Origin of the sequence: Geobacillus sp. FSL K6-3411 (genome assembly GCF_037965715.1) — a bacterium.
In the GTDB taxonomy this organism is placed as follows: Bacteria; Bacillota; Bacilli; order Bacillales; family Anoxybacillaceae; genus Geobacillus; species Geobacillus thermodenitrificans.
Genome location: NZ_CP150187.1, coordinates 1271028 through 1292548, shown reverse-complemented (window position 1 = coordinate 1292548; position 21521 = coordinate 1271028). Strand labels below are relative to the sequence as shown.

Annotated in this window: 19 protein-coding genes; all 19 read right to left on the bottom strand. The window is 51.9% G+C overall.

The window, feature by feature from the left end; all coding sequences use genetic code 11:
- Positions 1–8 precede the first annotated feature (8 nt).
- Positions 9–2177 carry a polyribonucleotide nucleotidyltransferase gene (pnp, locus tag NSQ22_RS06620; RefSeq protein ID WP_008878538.1) on the bottom strand — a complete coding sequence of 723 codons (2169 nt, stop codon included), beginning with the start codon at positions 2175–2177 and terminating at the stop codon, positions 9–11.
- A gap of 137 nt (positions 2178–2314) precedes the next feature.
- Positions 2315–2584 (bottom strand): 30S ribosomal protein S15, encoded by a 270-nt coding sequence (rpsO, locus tag NSQ22_RS06615; RefSeq protein ID WP_008878539.1) that lies wholly within the window; start codon positions 2582–2584, stop codon positions 2315–2317.
- A gap of 87 nt (positions 2585–2671) precedes the next feature.
- Positions 2672–3658: a bifunctional riboflavin kinase/FAD synthetase gene (gene ribF, locus NSQ22_RS06610; protein WP_029760486.1), complete on the bottom strand. Its 987-nt coding sequence runs from the start codon at positions 3656–3658 to the stop codon at positions 2672–2674.
- Positions 3659–3693: 35 nt separating this feature from the next.
- A complete protein-coding gene (gene truB / locus NSQ22_RS06605; protein WP_008878541.1) occupies positions 3694–4602 on the bottom strand; it encodes a tRNA pseudouridine(55) synthase TruB in 909 nt (302 codons plus the stop codon).
- A gap of 53 nt (positions 4603–4655) precedes the next feature.
- Positions 4656–5042, bottom strand: coding sequence for a 30S ribosome-binding factor RbfA (gene rbfA / locus NSQ22_RS06600; RefSeq protein WP_008878542.1), 387 nt, complete (start codon positions 5040–5042; stop codon positions 4656–4658).
- A gap of 15 nt (positions 5043–5057) precedes the next feature.
- The gene (locus NSQ22_RS06595) at positions 5058–5336 is read right to left on the bottom strand and encodes a DUF503 family protein (RefSeq protein ID WP_008878543.1); all 279 of its coding nucleotides are present in this window, start codon (positions 5334–5336) and stop codon (positions 5058–5060) included.
- Complete coding sequence (gene infB, locus NSQ22_RS06590; RefSeq protein ID WP_029760485.1) at positions 5333–7540, bottom strand: translation initiation factor IF-2; 2208 nt, start codon at positions 7538–7540, stop codon at positions 5333–5335. Before infB ends, NSQ22_RS06595 begins: the two co-directional genes overlap by 4 nt.
- 19 nt (positions 7541–7559) lie before the next feature.
- Entirely contained in the window at positions 7560–7862 is a 303-nt protein-coding gene (locus NSQ22_RS06585) for a YlxQ family RNA-binding protein (protein WP_008878545.1), read from the bottom strand.
- Entirely contained in the window at positions 7852–8142 is a 291-nt protein-coding gene (locus NSQ22_RS06580; RefSeq protein WP_060475757.1) for a YlxR family protein, read from the bottom strand. Before NSQ22_RS06580 ends, NSQ22_RS06585 begins: the two co-directional genes overlap by 11 nt.
- Before the next feature lie 12 nt (positions 8143–8154).
- Positions 8155–9306: a transcription termination factor NusA gene (gene nusA, locus NSQ22_RS06575; protein ID WP_008878547.1), complete on the bottom strand. Its 1152-nt coding sequence runs from the start codon at positions 9304–9306 to the stop codon at positions 8155–8157.
- 24 nt (positions 9307–9330) lie between these two features.
- Positions 9331–9804: a ribosome maturation factor RimP gene (gene rimP, locus NSQ22_RS06570; protein WP_008878548.1), complete on the bottom strand. Its 474-nt coding sequence runs from the start codon at positions 9802–9804 to the stop codon at positions 9331–9333.
- Positions 9805–10002: 198 nt separating this feature from the next.
- Entirely contained in the window at positions 10003–14307 is a 4305-nt protein-coding gene (locus NSQ22_RS06565) for a PolC-type DNA polymerase III (RefSeq protein WP_108437947.1), read from the bottom strand.
- 106 nt (positions 14308–14413) lie between these two features.
- A complete protein-coding gene (locus tag NSQ22_RS06560; protein WP_029760482.1) occupies positions 14414–16117 on the bottom strand; it encodes a proline--tRNA ligase in 1704 nt (567 codons plus the stop codon).
- Positions 16118–16145: 28 nt separating this feature from the next.
- Entirely contained in the window at positions 16146–17411 is a 1266-nt protein-coding gene (gene rseP / locus NSQ22_RS06555; RefSeq protein ID WP_171355341.1) for an RIP metalloprotease RseP, read from the bottom strand.
- Between the two features lie 2 nt (positions 17412–17413).
- Positions 17414–18562, bottom strand: a complete 1149-nt coding sequence (dxr, locus tag NSQ22_RS06550) for a 1-deoxy-D-xylulose-5-phosphate reductoisomerase (protein ID WP_029760481.1) — start codon at positions 18560–18562, stop codon at positions 17414–17416.
- Positions 18563–18582: 20 nt separating this feature from the next.
- Positions 18583–19377, bottom strand: a complete 795-nt coding sequence (locus NSQ22_RS06545) for a phosphatidate cytidylyltransferase (protein ID WP_008878554.1) — start codon at positions 19375–19377, stop codon at positions 18583–18585.
- Positions 19374–20147: an isoprenyl transferase gene (locus NSQ22_RS06540; protein ID WP_008878555.1), complete on the bottom strand. Its 774-nt coding sequence runs from the start codon at positions 20145–20147 to the stop codon at positions 19374–19376. The genes NSQ22_RS06545 and NSQ22_RS06540 overlap by 4 nt, the downstream gene beginning before the upstream one ends.
- A gap of 81 nt (positions 20148–20228) precedes the next feature.
- Positions 20229–20786 (bottom strand): ribosome recycling factor, encoded by a 558-nt coding sequence (gene frr, locus NSQ22_RS06535; protein WP_008878556.1) that lies wholly within the window; start codon positions 20784–20786, stop codon positions 20229–20231.
- A gap of 2 nt (positions 20787–20788) precedes the next feature.
- A complete protein-coding gene (gene pyrH / locus NSQ22_RS06530; protein ID WP_008878557.1) occupies positions 20789–21511 on the bottom strand; it encodes a UMP kinase in 723 nt (240 codons plus the stop codon).
- Positions 21512–21521 lie beyond the last annotated feature (10 nt).

Here is a 21521-nt window from a genome sequence, read left to right as displayed (position 1 = left end):
ACAAATTCCTAAGGCTTCATGCGGTGGCGCTCCGGCCGTCTTCCTCGTTTTTCCCGCGTCTCTTTCGGCAACTCTCCGGCACCGCGCTGCTCGCGCAACACCGCTTTGCGCGACAAGTTGACACGTCCTTGCTTATCGATTTCCGTCACTTTCACTAAAATTTCATCACCGATCGAGACGATGTCTTCCACTTTGCCGATCCGTTCTTCAGCAAGTTCGGAAATGTGGACAAGCCCGTCTTTGCCGTTAAATAGTTCGACGAACGCGCCGAATTTTTCGATCCGTTTCACTTTGCCTAAATACACTTGTCCAACTTCGACTTCACGGACGATATCTTCGATAATTTGCTTCGCTTTTTGGTTGGCTTCTTCATCGACAGACGAGATGAAAATCGTGCCATCTTGTTCGATGTCGATTTTCACGCCGGTTTCATCGATGATTTTGTTGATTTGTTTGCCGCTCGGTCCGATGACTTCGCGAATTTTATCCGGATTGATGTGCATGATCAAAATTTTCGGCGCATATTTAGACAGCTCTTTACGCGGCTCGCTGAGCGTCTGCATCATATGGTCTAAAATTTCGAGCCGACCTTTGCGTGCCTGCTGTAGCGCCTCCTCCAAAATGTCGCGCGTCAGCCCTTTAATTTTAATGTCCATTTGCAGCGCCGTGACGCCTTTTCTCGTGCCGGCGACTTTAAAGTCCATATCGCCAAGATGGTCTTCAATGCCTTGAATATCGGTCAAAATCGTATAATGGTCCTCGTTTTTCACAAGCCCCATGGCAATGCCGGCAACCGGCGCTTTAATTGGCACCCCGGCGTCCATCATCGCCAGCGTACTCGCACAAATGCTGGCTTGCGACGTCGAGCCGTTCGACTCCAGCACTTCGGAAACGAGGCGGATCGTGTACGGAAACTCGCGCTCTGACGGCACGACCGGCTCTAACGCCCGCTCGCCTAGCGCCCCGTGCCCAATTTCACGCCGCCCCGGCCCACGCATCGGCCCCGTTTCGCCAACGGAAAACGGCGGGAAATTGTAATGGTGCATAAACCGTTTCGATTCTTCAAGATCAAGCCCGTCCAAAATTTGCACATCACCGAGTGCTCCGAGCGTGCAGACGCTTAATACTTGTGTTTGCCCACGTGTAAACAGACCGGAACCATGCGTGCGCGGCAAGATACCAACTGCTGACGACAGCGGGCGGATTTCATCAACTTTGCGCCCATCGGGACGAATTTTCTCGACCGTAATTAAGCGGCGCACTTCCTCTTTCACAAGCTTATGCAAAATTTCTTGCACTTGCTTCAGTTTCTCTTCATCAGCTTCTTCCGCTTCATATTTCGCAATAACGCCAGCTTTTACGTCTTCAATGGCGGCATCGCGCGCCAGTTTCTCCGGCACTTGCACGGCCTTCTTAATATCAGCTTCCGCAAGCTGGCGAATTTCCGCTTCTAGTTCCGGGTCTGGCTCGTATAGAACCACTTCCATCTTTTCTTTGCCAACTTGAGCAGCGATTTCCTCTTGGAAAGCGATAAGCCGTTTCACTTCTTCATGGCCGAACATAATGGCTTCAAGCATCACTTCTTCCGGCACTTCGTCCGCGCCGGCCTCGACCATGTTGATGGCATCTTTCGTACCTGCCACAATGAGATGCATATCGCTTTTTTCCATTTGTTCAACCGTCGGGTTGATGACAAACTGGCCATCGATACGACCGACAATGACACCAGCGATCGGCCCTTCAAACGGAATGTCAGAAATGGTCAACGCTACCGACGAGCCGATTAACGCTGCCACTTCCGGGGAACAGTCTTGATCGACGCTCATGACCATGGACACGACTTGCACTTCATTGCGGAACCCTTCAGCAAACAGCGGACGAATCGGGCGGTCGATGAGCCGGCTCGCCAAAATCGCTTTCTCGCTTGGACGGCCCTCGCGCTTAATAAATCCACCTGGAATTTTCCCGACGGCGTACAACCGCTCCTCGTAGTTGACGGTCAGCGGGAAAAAGTCAACGTCTTTCGCTTCCCGCGATGCGGTGGCCGTGCTAAGCACAACGGTATCACCGTAGCGGACGAGCGCCGCGCCGTTCGCCTGCTTCGCCAACTCGCCGGTTTCAATGACGAGTGGACGCCCGGCCACATCGATGGAAAACACGCGTTTCTCTTGTTCCATACAAACGAGTACTCCTCTCTATGTATAAAAATATGGGTATCGCTGATGATTAGTATAGACGAATTGGCGCCATTGTATCATTTGCCGCGCAAACTGCGCCTATAAACTAGCAAAAAAGCGGGAATGCTCCCGCTTTTTTATCGACGTAATCCAAGTTTCTCAATCAATTCACGGTAGCGCGCCACGTCTTTATTGCGCAAGTAGGCCAATAAGTTGCGGCGTTTCCCGACCATTTTCAGCAGGCCGCGCCGTGAATGATGATCTTTTTTATGAACGCGCAAATGCTCGTTCAAGTTGTTGATTTGCTCCGTCAGGATAGCAATTTGCACTTCCGGAGAACCAGTGTCGTTCTCATGGACTTTAAATTGCTCGATAATTTCACGTTTGCGCTCTTGCGTTAATGCCATCCTTGTTCACCTCCCTAATTCGAAATCCCCGATTGCCGAGCGGGCGTCGGTGAATCGCCTAGCCAAGCAACGGTTCGCATACATTGATTAGAATACCTCTTTTTCCGGCAAAATGCAAGTCTTTTCGCCTAAGCTGTGGAAATACTTCTTCGCTTCTTCTTTATCACGGGCGATTTGCGCAGTCAACTCAGCGACGCTCGCAAACTTCTGCTCGCCCCGCAGGCGGCGGTGCCACTCAATCGTTACCGTTTCCCCGTAAATGTCGCGGGCAAATTCGAACAAGTGCACTTCGATGCTCGGCAACCCTTCACGCGTCTCATGGAACGTCGGTTTGTAACCGATGTTGGCCACTCCTTCATATACTTGCCCGCCGATCGTCGCCTTGACAGCATAGACGCCGATGGCCGGCAATAAATAATCGCCGTTTAAAGCGATGTTCGCCGTCGGAAACCCGATCGTCCGCCCGCGCCGTTCTCCGGTGACGACCGTTCCTTCGATGTCGTAAAAGCGACCAAGCAGGCGGGGAAGCTGTTCGACCGCTCCTTCTTCAATCAGCTTCCGCACGCGTGTGGAACTCACTTTCTCACCGTCGACGGTCATCTTTGGAATGATGGTCTGCTCAAAGCGGCCGCGCGCATGAAGCGGCATCGTCTCCATCGTTCCTTTTCCAAACCGCCCGTAAGTGAAATCAAAGCCGGCGACAATATGTTTTACATGGAATTCGTCCAAATATTGGTCGACAAATTGTTCCGGCAGCAGCCCAGCGAATGCGGGCGTAAATTCGACGATATATAGCCGATTCACCCCAAGCGCTGCGATCAGCTGCTCTTTTTTGCCGAGCGGGGTGATCAGGCGAAGCTCCGGCTGTTTGCCAAGCACAACGGATGGATGAGGATGAAACGTCATCACTGCGCTTTCATACCCGCGTTGTTTGGCAATCTCGACCGCGGTAGTGATCACTTTTTGATGACCAAGATGAATGCCATCAAAATAACCGAGCGCCATCACCGTTGGGGGAAGCGCTTGGCGTTCAAAGTGGTGCGGATGCGAAATAAATATTGTTTCCATGTCCATGATCCACCTTCTTTATTTCCGCATTTCGCCCGGCATTAACGAAACACTTTCAACGGCTTCATCACACCGGGGCGGGCCGGATGCTTCACGTACAGGGCCATCGCCTCCCGCTCGGGCGTCACGAGCAGAACCGGCCCGTCAAGCTCCTGCAAAAAGGCGGGGAGACGAAGCAGCGCCCCGTTTTTCACTTTCTCTGCTACTTTATCACTGATTTCGTATTTCGGCAAATGAAAAAGCGCTTGCTCGATTGGAATTAGCAAGGCATCGACCGTCCCGTCAGCCGCCCGGCGCTCGACCTCTTCAAGCGTCACACAATCAGCCAGCTGAAACGGCCCAGACGCTGTGCGGATGAGATCGGACATATGAGCCGGATAGCCGAGCCGCTCGCCAATGGTGACAGCGAGCGTGCGGACGTACGTGCCTTTGCTGCACATGACACGGAAGCGAAACGACACTGTTTCCCCGACGAATTGCTCGCGTTCATCAAGCAGCTCAAGCTCGTAAATGGTCACACGCCGCGTTGGGCGTTCGACTTCGATGCCAGCACGCGCATATTCATACAGTTTTTTGCCGTTTACTTTCACCGCCGAATACATCGGTGGCGTTTGTTCGATATCCCCAGTGAGGCTGCGGAATACCGCTTCGATCTCCGCACGCGCAATCGTCCGGTCAACCGTCTGGACGGCGATGATGTCACCATCGGCGTCTTCGGTCGACGTCGCTGCGCCAAGTGTCACTTCCCCTTCATATGTTTTTGTCGCTCCGGTTAAAAATTCGGCGATGCGCGTCGCCTTGCCAAGGCAAATCGGCAGCACACCAGACACGTTTGGGTCGAGCGTGCCGGTATGACCGACTTTTTTTATGCCCAGCAGGCGTCGTACTTTCGCCACACAATCGTGCGACGTCATCCCTTTCGGTTTATTGAGTAGCAATACCCCGTCCATCGGCGCACCCTTTCCGTGTCATACTCACTAATGGCAATGGATAGACGATTCGTCTATCCATTTTTCGGTTCATCGTTCACCTCTTCGGAATCGCGGCCGTCCTCGTCGGAAATTTGCCGGATCAGCCGCTCGATCCGGCTGCCGTATTCGATTGTTTCATCGATTTCGAACAAAATTTCCGGCGTTTTGCGCAGACGGATGCGCTGACCGATTTCCGAGCGGATAAACCCTTTTGCTTTCTCAAGCGCCTTTAGGGTGTTTTCCCGTTGCTCGTCGTCACCGAAAACGCTAATATACACTTTTGCTTGCTGCAAATCGCCGGTGACGCGCACATCGGTTACGGTGACAAAGCCGATGCGCGGATCTTTCAGCTTGCGGCCGATAATATCGCTTAACTCTTTTTTCATTTGCTCACCAACGCGAGTTGCCCGTATGTTCATCACCCATCACCTCGATTACAACCACTCAAATGATGTCACCGCCCGCTCCAATTCGGGAAACGAGTCGATCAAAGCCAGCGCCCGCTCAAGTTCCCGCTCGGTCGCGAGCCGACTTGACGCAATGGCAACGAGGCCGATTTTCGCCCGCTGCCATGCATCTTGATAATCGATTTCGGCTACAGAAACATTATATTTTTGCCGGATTCTTGTCATCACCCGTTGAAGGACAGCCCGTTTGTCTTTTAGCGACTGGGCGTTGTAGATGATGCATTCGCATGAGGCGAAGCCGATCATGCGCGAGCCACTTCCTGCATGATGTACGCCTCGATGACGTCCCCTTCTTTAATATCGTTGAAGTTTTTGATGGTCACGCCGCATTCGTATCCTTGCGCCACCTCACGCACATCATCTTTATACCGTTTGAGTGAGTCGATTTCGCCTTCGTACACGACGATGCCTTGACGGATAAGGCGCACTTTGCTGTCGCGGGTAATTTTGCCGTCGGTGACGTAGCACCCGGCGATCGTGCCGACTTTCGACACTTTGAACGTTTGCCGCACTTCCGCCTGACCGATCACTTTTTCTTCATATTCTGGGTCGAGCATCCCTTTCATCGCCGCTTCAATTTCTTCGATGACATTGTAAATAATGCGGTGGAGGCGGATGTCGACGTTTTCTGATTCGGCAGCCCGCTTCGCATTGGTGTCCGGACGGACGTTAAAACCGATGACGATCGCGTTCGAGGTCGTTGCCAACAAGATGTCTGACTCCGTAATGGCGCCGACCGCCGCGTGGATAATTTTCACACGCACGCCTTCGATATCGATTTTTTGCAAGGCGGCGACAAGCGCTTCGACCGATCCTTGGACGTCGGCCTTAACGATCAAGTTCAGCTCTTTCATTTCACCTTGCTTAATTTGTTCAAACAAATCGTCCAAGCTGACGCGCGTTTTCACGCTCCGCTGCTCTTGCAGCTGCCGCTGTGCCCGCGCTTCTCCGATTTGTCGCGCTTTCTTCTCATCTTCAAATACCATAAAGCGATCCCCGGCTTGCGGCACATCATGAAGCCCTGTGATTTCGACCGGCATCGACGGACCCGCTTCTTTGACACGCCGACCGCTGTCATTGACCATCGCGCGCACGCGTCCGTACGTTGTTCCGACAACAATCGGATCACCGACTTTTAGCGTACCGGCTTGGACGAGCAACGTCGCTACCGGACCGCGCCCTTTATCGAGCTTCGCTTCGATCACCGTACCGAGCGCGCGGCGGTTCGGGTTCGCTTTTAGTTCTTCCATTTCGCTGACAAGCAAAATCATTTCCAACAGATGGTCAATACCGTCTTGGGTTTTCGCCGACAGCTTGCAGAAAATCGTATCGCCACCCCATTCTTCCGGAACGAGGTTGTACTCCATCAACTCTTGCATAACGCGATCCGGGTTTGCTTCCGGCTTATCCATTTTGTTAATGGCGACGATAATCGGTACGTTCGCCGCTTTGGCGTGGTTAATCGCCTCGACCGTCTGCGGCATGACCCCATCATCAGCAGCAACAACAAGGATGACGATATCCGTCACTTGCGCACCGCGCGCCCGCATCGTCGTAAACGCTTCATGCCCCGGCGTATCGAGGAACGTAATTTTCTTGCCGTTGACCGTGACTTGATAAGCACCGATATGCTGTGTAATACCGCCCGCCTCTTGCTCGGTCACTTTCGAGTGGCGGATTGCGTCAAGCAGCGTTGTTTTCCCGTGGTCAACGTGCCCCATAATCGTGACGACCGGCGGCCGTTCCACCAAATCTTCCGGTGCATCGACAATTTCGATCGTTTCAAAATTCGTTTCATCGATCGTCACTTTTTCTTCGACTTCAACTCCGTAATCAGAGCAAATGAGCTCGATCGCATCTTTGTCTAAATCTTGGTTAATCGTCGCCATGACGCCGAGCATAAACAGTTTTTTAATGATTTCCGACGGCTCGCGGCCAAGTTTTTTCGCCAATTCGGCTACCGTGAGCGAACCTTCGAACGTAATTTTTTTCGGGAGCTCTTTTTCTTTTTTCGCCGGCTGCTGCGCCTGCTTTGAGGCTGGGGCAGCTTGTTTTTTGCCTTTCATCGGTCCTTTTCCTTTTTTCTTCGCCGCTTGGAACAGTTTCTTTTCTTGCTGCTGTGCTTCTGTTTTTTTCGTTTCCTTTCCTTTCACTGCTCCCTTTTTCTTCGCCGGCTTCGTCTTTGCCGTTTCTTTCTTGTCCTCAAACATTTCCTCGTCGGCAAAATCGGCGGCTTTCGCCGGCGTCGGCCGCTTCGGTTTCTCCGTTTTCTTTTCCGCTTTTTTCTCTGAGTTCACGCGGTATTGATGATCGAGCTTTTCGACGACATCGGCTTCGAGCATAGTCATATGGTTGTTCACTTCAATATTCATTTCTTTCAATTTATGAATAACGTCCTTGCTTGGCACATTATGTTTTTTGGCGTATTCGTACACACGCATTTTCGACATACATTCACCCCCATAAAGATCAGTCGAGCATCGTTTGCAATTGGCGCGCGAACCCTTCGTCGGTGACGGCGACAACGACGCGGGCGTCTTTGCCGATCGCGCCGCCGAGCGTATACCGGTCCGGCACTTTGCAAAGCGGGACACCATAAAACGTACATTTATCGGTCACTTTTTTTTCCGTATTGGCCGACGCGTCTTCCGAGAGCAAGACGAGCCGCGCCTTGCCCCGTTGCACTTCCTTCACGACAAGCCCCTCGCCGGAAACGACTTTTCCGGCCCGCTGCGCCAACCCTAACAGCGATGCCCAGCGGCTATTTTTCATATCCTGCCTGCTTCTCCTTTTCCGCCAAGGCAAGCAGTTCATCATACAGCGCGTCGGCGATATCAGTTTTTAAATGGCGGGCCAAAATATTTTTCTTTTTCGCCTGCAAAATACATTCCGGATCGAGTGTAATATACGCACCTCGCCCCGCCTTTTTGCCAGTCGGGTCAATCGATACGTCTCCTTCTTTCGAGCGGACGATGCGCACCATTTCCCTTTTCGGCTTCATCTCTCCGGTGACGACGCATTTGCGCAACGGAATTTTCTTTTGCGCTGCCATCTTCATTCCCCCTCACTCGATTTCCGCCGTTGCATCAAATGGTTGACCGCTCTCATCACTATTTTCATTATCGGCCGTCACGCCGTCGAAATCAAGCGAAGTGGATGGCGCATGCGGGTCGATGCCCATTTCCCGCGCTTCTGATTCGCTTTTAATGTCAATTTTCCAGCCAGTCAATTTCGCGGCCAGCCGGGCGTTTTGGCCTCGCTTGCCGATGGCAAGCGACAGCTGGTAGTCCGGGACAATGACGGTCGTCGCCTTTTGTTCTTCATTCACGATGACGCGCAGCACTTTGGCCGGACTTAGCGCGTTGGCGACAAATTCGACCGGATCAGCCGACCAACGGACGATATCGATTTTTTCGCCGTGCAGCTCATCGACGATCGCCTGTACACGCTGCCCCTTCGGCCCGACGCAGGCACCAACCGGATCGACTTCCGGATTGTCGGAATGAACGGAAATTTTCGAACGGTCGCCGGCTTCACGGGCAATCGATTTAATTTCAACCGTGCCATCGTAAATTTCCGGCACTTCAAGCTCAAACAGCCGCTTTAACAAACCCGGATGAGTGCGGGAGACGAAAATTTGCGGCCCTTTTGTCGTTTTTTCCACTTTCGTAATGTATACTTTCAGCCGATCGTGCGGTTTGTACGTTTCGTTCGGCATTTGCTCATTCGCCGGCAAGAGCGCTTCCGCTTTGCCGAGGCTGACATAGACAAAGCGAGGGTCAATGCGCTGGACGATGCCGGTCATAATGTCTTCTTCACGGTCGACGAATTCAGCGTAAATAATGCTCCGCTCCGCTTCGCGCACGCGCTGGGTAACGACTTGTTTCGCCGTCTGCGCCGCGATGCGGCCGAAATCACGCGGCGTCACTTCCAGTTCGACGACATCGCCGATTTGATAGTTCGGATTGAGCCGCTGCGCCTCCTCAAGAGAAATTTCAAGGCGCGGGTCGGTTACCTCTTCAACGACATCCTTGCGAGCGAGCACCCGGATCGTTCCTGTATCCATGTTTAAATCGACGCGCACGTTTTGCGCCTGGCCGAAGTTGCGTTTATACGCTGAAACGAGCGCTGCTTCAATCGCTTCCATGATGACTTCTTTGCTGATGCCCTTTTCCCGCATCAGATCGGCTAACGCCTCAAGCAACTGCGTGTTCATGAAACGAAAATCCCCCTTTTATTATTAGAAGAAGATGACGGCTAGTCTTGCGCTCGCCACTTTTTCATACGGAATGGCGACTGTTTTTTGCCGCCCGCGGTCTTTGACCGACAGCGTGACGGTCGTTCCATCGAAAGCGGTTAACTCACCTTCAAACTGCTTTTCTCCTGCAATGGGTTCATACGTCTTGATATATACATGTTTTCCAATGGCTTTGACAAAGTCTTTTTCATTTTTTAACGGTCGCTCCGCCCCTGGCGACGAGACTTCCAAAAAGTAGTTGTGCGGAATCGGATCAACCTCATCCAGCTTTTCGCTCAACTTTTCACTGACGACGCCGCATTGTTCAATATCGACCCCATCGTCTGAATCAATAAAAACACGCAAAAACCAGTTTTTTCCCTCTTTCACATATTCAATGTCTACTAATTCTAATCCCATCTCGTTTAAAATGGGCGTGACAAGCTGTTCGACCGTTTCTGTCACTTTTTTGCTCATCGTTTTCCTCCTTATCGAGCAAACATGGGCGTGTGGCATAATGAGAAAATCCCCTGCACAGGGCGGGGAATGAACGAAAGACAGATGCCAATTCAAGACGAAAGAGTGGGTTTCCCCACTCTTTGCTTGTCATTATCTTTGCCAATTCCACTAAAACTATAACACATTCGGAAATATATTGCAACGAAAAACCTTCCGTCAGAACAGAGACAGTTGGTTATGATCCGGAAGTGAGTCGAGGCAGCCACGACTTTCGAGATACTCAAGAAGTGTTTTCGATACTTTCCCACGCTGCTGCAAATCTTCTTTCGACAAAAACTCCCCTTCTTCGCGGGCGCGCACAATGTTTTGTGCCACGTTCGTCCCGAGCCCCGGGATGGCATTAAACGGCGGAATGAGTGAATGGCCATCAATGACAAATTCGGTCGCCTGCGAACGATACAAGTCAATATTTTTAAAGGTAAAGCCGCGCTCGCACATTTCTAGCGCTACTTCAAGCACAGTGAGCAAGCTCTTCTCCTTCGCGGTAGCCTGGATGCCTTTAGCATTAATTTCCTCAATCCGCTTGCGGATGGCGGCTGAGCCTTTGATCATGGCATCAAGATCGAAATCTTCCGCCCGCACCGTAAAGTATGACGCGTAATACAAGAGCGGATGGTGCACTTTGAAATAGGCGATGCGCACCGCCATAAGAACGTAGGCGGCGGCGTGCGCTTTCGGGAACATGTATTTGATTTTTTTGCACGAATCGATGTACCACTCCGGTACGTCATGCTTGCGCATTTCTTCTTCAAATTCCGGCGTCAACCCTTTCCCCTTGCGCACCGATTCCATAATTTTAAACGCCAGCGACGGTTCAAGCCCGCGATAAATGAGATATACCATAATGTCGTCGCGGCAGCCGATCACTTCCGACAACGTGCACGTCCCGTTTTGGATGAGCTCTTGTGCATTGCCGAGCCAGACATCGGTGCCGTGCGACAAACCGGAAATTTGCACGAGCTCGGAAAACGTTTTTGGTTTCGTTTCTTCCAACATTTGTCGAACAAAGCGCGTGCCAAACTCCGGAATACCAATCGTGCCGACGTTGCACATAATTTGCTCCGGCGTGACACCAAGCGGCTCAGTGCTGCTGAAAATACCCATCACATCCGGGTCGTCGGTCGGAATGGTCTTCGGATCAATACCGCTTAAATCTTGCAACATGCGAATGACCGTCGGATCATCGTGCCCAAGAATGTCTAACTTCAACAAGTTATCGTGAATCGAATGAAAGTCAAAGTGGGTTGTTCGCCACTCTGATGACGTGTCATCGGCTGGATATTGAATCGGCGTAAAGTCATAAATTTCCATGTAATCTGGAACGACAATAATGCCGCCCGGATGCTGCCCGGTCGTCCGTTTCACCCCGGTGCAGCCGGCCGCAAGCCGGTCGATTTCTGCGCCGCGCAGCTCTAAGTTATGGTCGCTCGCATAGCCTTTGACAAATCCGTATGCCGTTTTGTCAGCAACTGTGCCAATCGTCCCGGCTCGATAGACATTGTCTTCACCAAACAACACTTTCGTATAGTTGTGGGCTCGCGGCTGGTACTCACCCGAGAAGTTCAAGTCAATATCTGGTACTTTGTCACCCTTAAAGCCGAGGAACGTCTCAAACGGAATGTCGTGCCCGTCTTTTTTGTACTTCGTCCCACATTGCGGGCAGTTTTTATCCGGCAAGTCAAAGCCCGAGCCGACTGAGCCGTCATTAAAAAACTCGGAGTGTTTGCAGTTCGGGCAGACGTAATGCGGCGGCAGCGGGTTCACTTCGGTAATTTCCGTCATCGTCGCGACAAACGACGAGCCGACCGACCCGCGCGAACCGACGAGATAGCCGTCATCAAGCGATTTTTTCACCAGTTTATGAGAAATTAAATAAATAACAGCAAAACCGTGGCCGATGATGCTTTTCAACTCTTTTTCGAGCCGCTCTTCGACGATCTTCGGCAGCGGATCGCCATAAATGTCTTTCGCGCGCCGATAGCTCATTTCCCGGATTTCGTCGTCCGCTCCCTCGATGCGCGGCGTATACAAATCGTCTTTAATCGGCTTCACCTCGCCGATTAACGAGGCGATTTTTTGTGTATTGTCGACGACGATTTCTTTCGCTTTTTCCGCCCCTAAAAACGAAAAACAGTCAAGCATTTCATCCGTTGTGCGGAAATACACGTCCGGCAGCTCGTGCCGGTTGAGCGGGTTCGCTCCACCTTGCGAGTGAATTAAAATTTTCCGGTAAATTTTATCTTCCGGATTCAAGTAATGAACGTTGCCGGTGGCGACAACCGGGATATCAAGCTTCTCGCCGAGGGCGACGATGCTGCGAATAATATCTTTGATCATTTCCTCATCTTTGACATAGTCCATCTCAATCAGCGGCTTGTATACCGCTGGCGGATGCACCTCAAGGAAATCGTAAAAACGGGCGATCTCTTCCACTTCCTCCGGCGCCTTTTGGATCAAGTTGTCAAACAGCTCCCCTTTGTCGCAACCTGAACCGACAAGCAAGCCATCGCGATGCTTAACAAGCACCGAGCGCGGAATGCGCGGCACACGGTGAAAATATTGAACGTGTGACAGCGAAACGAGCTTAAACAAATTTTTCAACCCCGTCTCGTTTTGAGCCAACAACGTCACATGAAACGGGCGCGATAGCCGATATGATGCTTCGCTATGAGTGCGGCTGTTCAACTCATCGTGATACAAAATGCCTCGTTCCTCTGCTTCTTTCAGCAGCCGCATCAGCAAATGCCCGGTCGCCTCGGCGTCATAAATGGCGCGGTGGTGTTGTGTCAATTCAATGTCAAACTTTTTACAAAGCGTATTGAGACGATGGTTTTTCAAATCCGGATATAAAAAACGGGCGAGTTCAAGTGTATCGATGACCGGGTTTATGACTTTGCCAAGCCCCATTTTGGCGAGCCCTGCGTTTAAAAAGCCGATGTCAAAGCTAGCGTTATGGGCGGCAAGCGTCGAATCACCGACCCAATCGATAAAGCGGCGAAGCACCTCTTCGACATCCGGGGCGTCTTTCACCATCTCATCGGTAATGCCCGTCAATTCCATCGTCGTCACCGATAACGGATGGTGCGGATTGGCAAACGACATAAACCGATCGATGATTTCACCGTCTTTGACTTTCACCGCCGCCAACTCGATGATCGTGTTGTATACAGCCGACAATCCGGTCGTTTCGACGTCAAAGACAACATACGTCTCGTCGGAAAGGCGGCGGTGCGCCTCGTTGTAGGCGATCGGCACTCCGTCATCAACGATGTTCGCTTCCATCCCATACAACACTTTCATGCCGTGTTTTTTCGCCGCACTATACGCTTCCGGAAACGATTGAACGACGGCATGGTCGGTGATGGCCACCGCCGGGTGCCCCCATTTTTTCGCCTGTTCAATGAGCTTCGCCACTGAAGTGACCGCATCCATTTGGCTCATCGGTGTGTGTAAATGGAGTTCGACTCGTTTTTCGCCTTCCGGTGCCGTATCGCGCCGTTCGTTCGCCGCCACTTCGTTTAAGTCATTAGCGATAATGACTAAATCGCGGACGAACGTATCGTTTTGCACACTGCCGCGCACTTTCACCCACATGCTTTTTTTCACGCTGGACATCAGTGCAGCGTCTTCTTTGTCACGCGAGAACATTTTGATAACAATAGAGTTCGTATAATCCGTGATTTTCATCGTCAGCAGCGTACGGCCACTTTTGAGTTCGGTCACTTCAGCGTCAAACACATACCCTTGCACAACGACACGTCGCTCTTCCTCGACGATCGTCTCAAGCGGACGCACCGGCTCCTCGTCGCGGATCGGATAGCCGATGACAAGCGGGCCGGACGGAGAAGCCGCTTCCGCTTTTTCTTCTTCTTTCGCCAAATCCGTCAGCACGGCGAGCGCTCGTTCTTCATCTTCTTGCTGTTTTTGCGCCAAAAACCGCTCCATTTCCTGCTCGGCCGGTTGAATGCCGACTTCGAGGTGAAGGAGCGGAAACCCAAACGAAGCGTAGACATCCGCGATTTTTTTGGCGAATCGCCGCTTGACGGCCAACGCTTCTGCATCATGACGGGCGGTGACAAAGAGCTTGTTTCCTTTCACCGCCGGCGTCTGCCGGCTAAGCAAATCGACGAGCGGCGACACGCCTTCTTGCAGCTGTTCAAGGCAAAGCGGCCAATACGCCTGCACATCCGTTTCGGTCACATGCGGCTCTTCGACATAAATCGTATGACGGACAGCAGCGATATGACGGAATGCGGCTGCCAATCGGTCCGTAAACGACTTGTACACATCAACCGGCAGCACGTTCGCCAATTGAAAATGAAAATGCCAGCTTTTTTCCTCTTTATCAATCACGACTTTCCGAATGGCCGCCTCTCGAAAGTACGGCATCCATTCATCCGACGTCATCTTCAGCTGCTCGAGCAATACGAGAAACCGCTCTTTTTGTTCTTTCGTAACCATGACTTCCCCTCTCAACGAAATCATTTCTCTTTCTCTATCATACCATACAAACGGCAACAGCGCCGGCGAAAAAAGAAGCGGGTTCTTTTTCGCCGGCGCCGTTCGTTTATCCTTGCAAAAGACGGCGCACTGTTTCGATCAGCTCACCGACCGGCACGTCAAACGTCTCGCCTGTTTTCCGAACTTTTACTTCGACCACACCTTCACTTGCCCGCTTGCCAACGGTGACGCGGAGCGGGATGCCGATCAAATCGCTGTCGGCAAACTTCACCCCGGCCCGTTCCGGACGGTCATCATACAACACGTCAAATCCGGCCTGTCCGAGTTTTTCGTACCACTCTTCAGCCAGCATGCGCTGTTCATCGCTTTTCGCGTTCGCCGTCAGCAAATGAACGTGAAACGGTGCGACCGAAACCGGCCATACAAGCCCGTTCTCATCGGCGAACTGCTCGGCGATCGCCGCAACGAGCCTAGAGACGCCAATGCCGTAGCAACCCATAATCATCGTCTGTGTCCGACCATTTTCGTCGAGGTAAACGGCGTTCATCGCCTCGCTATATTTCGTACCGAGCTTAAACACATGTCCAACTTCAATGCCACGAGCGAAGCGGATCGTCCCGTTGCCATCCGGAGAAGGGTCGCCTTCTTGGACGAAACGCAAATCCGCATATTGACTGACGGCAAAATCGCGGTCTGGATTGACACCCGTATAATGGTATCCTTCCTCATTGGCGCCGCAGACGCCGTTTACGATCGCCGCGACAGCATGATCGGCGATAATCGTCACCTCTTCGCTGACGCCAATCGGGCCGAGCGAACCAACCGGGCAGTTCATCACTCGTGCTGTTTCTTCCGGTGTCGCCAGCTCCACGACAGTCGCATCAAGCACATTTTTCACTTTCACATCATTCGCTTCATGATCGCCGCGCACCAGAACGAGCACGTAGCGGCCATCAACGTTAAATAAAAGCGATTTAATGCAACGTTCCGGTGCTACTTGCAAATACGAAGCAACTTCAGCAATCGTTTTTTGCTCCGGGGTCGCCACTTTTTTCAGTTCCACCAGCGGCTCACTGCTTTTTTCATACGTAGTGACGACCGGTGCCATTTCAATGTTGGCCGCATAGTCGGACGCATCGGAATAAGCGATCGTATCCTCGCCAATATCAGACAGCACCATAAACTCGTGCGTATCTTTGCCGCCCATCGCTCCGGAGTCAGCAATGACAGCGCGGAAATTTAAGCCGCAGCGGCGGAAAATGTTCGCGTACGCTTCATACATTTTATTGTACGTTTCGTCCAAACTTTCCTGCGATGTGTGGAATGAATACGCATCTTTCATGATGAACTCGCGTCCGCGCAACAGCCCGAAACGCGGACGTTTTTCATCACGGAATTTCGTTTGAATTTGATACAAGATAAGCGGCAGCCGCTTATACGTTTTCACTTCATCGCGAACGATCGTAGTAATCATCTCTTCGTGTGTCGGTCCGAGAACGAAATCGCGCTCGTGACGGTCTTTCAGGCGCATGAGCTCCGGTCCATACGAATACCAGCGCCCGGACTGCTGCCAAAGCTCAGCCGGCTGCAAAGCAGGCATGAGAAGCTCCAATGCTCCGGCGCGATTCATCTCCTCACGAATAATCGCTTCCACTTTTTGCAAAACACGTTGCCCGAGCGGCAAAAACGTGTAGACGCCGCTTGCGCTTTGGCGGACGAAGCCGGCCCGCAACAGGAGCTGATGGCTTTTCACTTCCGCGTCCGCCGGCACTTCGCGCAATGTCGGAATAAACCCTTGACTTTGTCTCATCAATAGCCACCTCGTTTTCTCTCTTTCATTATAGGAAGAATTTTTGAATGTCATTCCATGTCACGACAAGCATAAGTAACATAAGCAAGGCGAAGCCGATAAAATGGACCATTCCTTCTTTTTGGCGGTCGACCGGCTTGCCACGCACCGCCTCAATGGCGAAAAAGAGGAGCCGTCCACCGTCTAATGCCGGCAATGGCAACAAGTTGACAATCCCGAGGTTAATGCTCAAAATCGCTCCCCATTTCATCAAGTAATAAATGCCAGACTCAGCAACTTTACCGGTCGATACGGCAATGCCAACCGGACCGGACAACATGTCAAGTTGGAACTGGCCGGTGATCAATTGACCGAGCCCGACTAAAATTTGCCGTGTCCAATAGTACGTCTCCATAAGCCCTTGTTTCACTGAACCGAACACCGATTTTTCCATGGGCTGATAGACGCCGATTAAGCCGATCGTCTCCCCCTGAATCGTTTTCTCTTCTGGGGTGACGGTCACATTCATTTCGTTTCCGCCCCGTTCAATTTGAAATTGGAGCGGTTCGTTCGGATGAGCGCGAATCGTATTGACAATTTCTGTCCATGTTTCCATACGTTCGCCGTTGATCGCGATCACTTCGTCCCCTTGCTTCAAGCCAGCCGCACGCGCCGCCCCTTCCGGCGTCAGCTCGCCGATGATCGGCTTGTCGACCGGGTATCCTTGCAAGAGACCGATCAAAATAAAGACGACAAGGGCCAAGACAAAATTGGCGAGCGGTCCAGCCAAAATCGCCATCGTCCGTTGTCCGAGCGTTTTCGCAGCAAACTGACGGTGGTATGGAGCAATCTGAATTTCTTGGCGATCGGCGACAAAAAACGCCGGCTCTTTGACAGCAAATCGCTCAAGCCGCTCCCCGTCAGTATAGCCCGTCACATACATGCCATGCTCCAAATCGGCGTCTTCCACCTCGATTACCCGGATGTTCGGGTAATCGTCCTTATGATTGATGACGATTTTTTCTACTTGCCCTTCGTCATCAAGCAACAGGCCGACGACTTGCCCGCGCTTCAGTTCAATCATTTCCGGGTCTTCACCCGCCATGCGTACGAAGCCGCCAAGCGGGAGAAGCCGGACCGTATATACCGTTTCGTTTTTCTTAAACGAAAACATTTTCGGTCCGAAACCGATGGCAAATTCGCGGCAAAGAATGCCGGCCCGCTTCGCTAACAGCAAGTGACCGAGTTCGTGAAAAAAGACGAGGGCGCCAAAGACGACAATAAACGAAATGATCGTTTCCAAAGTTTCAACCACCTTTACGATAGTAGTGAGCGAACATAAGCGCGCGTATCTGCGTCGATTTCGCGAATCTCCTCAAGCTGCGGATCGCTCACTAGGCGATGGCGCTCAAGAGCGCGCTCGATCCACTCTTCGATGGCCAAAAACGGAATGCGGCCGGCTAAAAACGCAGCAACCGCTTCCTCATTGGCCGCGTTTAAGACCACCGGCAGCGAGCCACCGCGTTTTCCAGCTTCATAGGCAAACCGCAGACAGCGGTAGCGGTCAAAATCAACCGGAGCGAAATGGAGCGTCCCTAGCGTTGCTAAATTCAGCGGCTTCGCGACAGAAAGCGGCAGCCGCTCCGGATAAGTCAACGCATATTGGATCGGAACGCGCATATCCGGCGTGCCAAGCTGAGCGAGAACGCTTGTGTCGCGAAACTCGACAAGCGAATGGATGACGCTCTCACGGTGCAGGACGACTTCGATCCGCTCATACGGCAACCGAAACAGCCAATGGGCTTCAATGACTTCAAATCCTTTGTTCATCATCGTCGCCGAATCAATCGTAATTTTTGCTCCCATTGACCAGTTCGGATGACAAAGCGCTTCCTCGACCGTCACATGGGCAAGCTCCTCGCGCGTCTTGTCGCGGAAACTGCCGCCGGATGCCGTGAGAATGAGCTTCTCGACGTGCTCGTGCTTTTCTCCTTGCAAACATTGAAAAATGGCGGAATGTTCGCTATCGACCGGCAGCAGGGGCACATTGTGCTTTTCCGCCGCGGCTGTGACAAGATGCCCAGCGACAACAAGCGTTTCTTTATTGGCAAGGGCGATCGTTTTTCCCGCCTCGATCGCTTTTAGCGTCGGCACAAGGCCGATGCTGCCGACGACAGCGGTGACGACAATATCGGCTTCTGAGCAAACGGCCGCCTCAACCAGCCCTTCCTCTCCGTACACAATCGCCAGCCGCCCGCCGTATTCACTGTAGAGCGTCTCATAAGCACCGCGGTCGGCGACGGCGACAAGGCGAGGAGAAAATTCGGAGATAAGACGTCTGGCCGCTTCAACATTTTTCCCGACCGATGCCGCGGCTAAGCGGAATTTGTCCGGATGGGCGCGGATGACATCGAGCGTTTGCGTGCCGATCGATCCGCTCGCCCCTAATATACTAATATATTTCAATCCTTTCACTCCTCATCCTCTTATCGTACCACTTCGATAAATATGTATAAGAGCGGCAACACAAACAATAGACTATCAAACCGATCCAAAATGCCGCCATGCCCCGGCAAAATCGCTCCCGAATCCTTCACGCCGTAATGGCGCTTGAACGCCGACTCGACCAAGTCGCCGAGCTGGCCGAACATCGAAAGCAAGAGCGCGAGCCCAATCGCCGCACCGAGGCTGTCGAACAGACCAGCCGTCCATTCGTAAACGGCAGCGATGGCAACAGCGGAGCCGATGCCGCCGATGGCACCTTCGATTGTTTTGTTTGGACTGATTTCCGGCCATAGCTTACGCCGACCGAACGCGCGGCCGAAAAAATATGCCCCGATGTCGGTCGCCCAAATGACAAACAGCGCATAAATCAAGTACGACAAACCAGCTAAACGGACGGCACCGAAGCAGAAAAATCCAACGCCGACATAAAGGACCGCCAACACGATAAATGCCGCTTCATCGAACGTCAGCGTATTTTTTGTCAAAACGGTGCCAACAAGCAACAAAAAGGCGAGGGCAGCAAGCACGCCAAACTTGGCAGACCCAGACGCCACCCACTCGTCACCATAGCTGGCGGGAACAAGCAACAGCCAAAGAGCCGCGAACCCGGCTCCCCCGGCGAATGACAGCGGGGACATCCCTTTCATCCGCAGCAGTTCAAACAACCCAACCGTAGCCAATATATATGTTACTATTATAAACGGAAATCCACCTAAAATAACAATCGGCAAAAAGAGCGCCGCCGCTATGACTCCGGTAATGATTCGCTGTTTCATCGTGCTGACACTCCTCCAAATCGGCGGTCGCGCTGCTGGTAAGCGGCAATCGCCTGCAAGAAATGTTGTTCAGTAAAATCCGGCCATAATACATCAGTAAACCAAAACTCCGTATACGCCAACTGCCAAAGCATAAAATTGCTTAAACGAATTTCTCCGCTCGTACGAATGAGCAAATCCGGATCGTCAAGCCCACCCGTCATCAAATAGGAGGAAATGAGTGACTCGGTAATGTCCCCCGGCGCGAGTGCCCCACGTTGGACGTCTTTGGCGATTTGCTGAACAGCAGCGGTAATTTCCGCCCGGCTTCCATAATTGAGCGCAAAGTTTAAAATTAGGCCGGTGTTGCCACTCGTTTCGTGAATGGCTCTCCTGACGGCTTGACGTGTATGATCCGGGAGCTCGTCTGTACGGCCGATCACTTGCACTTTCACATTCTCTGCGACAAGCTCGGGAAGAAATGTCGTCAAAAACTGTTCTGGCAGTTTCATTAAATAGTCGACTTCGCTTTTCGGACGTTTCCAATTTTCTGTTGAAAACGCATAAAGCGACAAAACGCGCACCCCAAGCTCGTTAGCAAAACGGGTAATTTTGCGCACAACTTGCATCCCTTCATAATGGCCGGCCACCCTCGGCAAAGCCCGCTTTTTCGCCCATCTTCCGTTCCCGTCCATGATGATGGCGACGTGGTTCGGAATCGGATGACTAAGCACATCCTCTTTCGTCAACAGGGCGTCTTTCTCTTTATTTTTCCACATTTTATTGAACATACGTGTCCTCCGCAAACGTGTTTTGCCTTTCCATTATAGCAAAAAAACCCTCCATCAACATAGAGGGTTTGCATCGTTTTCCTATACTTCCATCACTTCTTTTTCTTTCTCTTTTGTGATGGCGTCAATTTTGGCGATATGGCTGTCGGTCAGCTTTTGCACTTCGTCGGTATAGCTGCGCAGCTCATCTTCCGTAATCTCGCTATTTTTCTCGAGTTTTTTCAGCTCATCGTTTGCATCGCGACGGATGTTGCGCACCGCAACTTTCGCTTCTTCCGAATATTTTTTGACGAGCTTCGCCAGTTCACGGCGACGTTCTTCAGTAAGCGGCGGAATGACAAGGCGGATAACCGATCCGTCATTCGACGGCGTCACTCCTAAGTCCGACGCTAAAATCGCTTTTTCCATTTCTTTAATGACCGATTTGTCATACGGCTGAATGACAAGCATACGCGCTTCCGGCACGCTGATCGTAGCGAGCTGGTTGATCGGCGTTGCGACACCGTAATAGTCAACGGTTACTTTCTCAAGCAACCCCGCGTTCGCCCGACCGGCACGGACGGTCGCCAACTCGCGGCTGAACGCTTGCACAGCTTTATCCATTTTTTCTTTCGCCTGTTGGATCACTTGCTTTGCCATCGTTATTTCCCCCTTACGATCGTTCCGATATTTTCTCCTAATACAGCACGTTTAATGTTACCCTCTTCCGTAATCGAAAAGACGATGAGTGGAATATTGTTGTCCATGCAAAGCGAGGAAGCGGTAGAGTCCATGACACCGAGCCCTTGCTGAATGACATCCAAGTACGACAGTTCATCGTATTTGACCGCACTGGCATCGATATTCGGATCGGCACTATAGACGCCGTCAACGTTGTTTTTCGCCATCAAAATGACGTCCGCTTCAATTTCTGCTGCCCGCAGCGCGGCAGTCGTATCGGTTGAAAAATATGGGTTGCCCGTACCAGCGGCGAAAATGACGACCCGCTTTTTCTCGAGATGGCGAATCGCCCGCCGACGGATGTACGGTTCGGCCACTTGTCTCATTTCAATCGATGTCTGCACCCGCGTTTCGACGCCGAGCTGCTCGAGGCTATCCTGCAAGGCGAGCGCGTTCATTACCGTCGCTAACATCCCCATGTAGTCAGCTGTCGCCCGGTCCATTCCCATTTCGCTTCCTGTTTTTCCGCGCCAAATGTTGCCGCCGCCGACAACGATGGCGATTTCCACATCGAGTTCAGCCACTTCTTTTACTTGTTTGGCGATCGACTGGATCACTGCCGGCTGGATGCCAAATCCTTGTTTTCCGGCGAGCGCTTCTCCGCTTAGCTTTAAAACAACGCGTTTGTATTTTGGTTGTTCCATGTCAAACCTC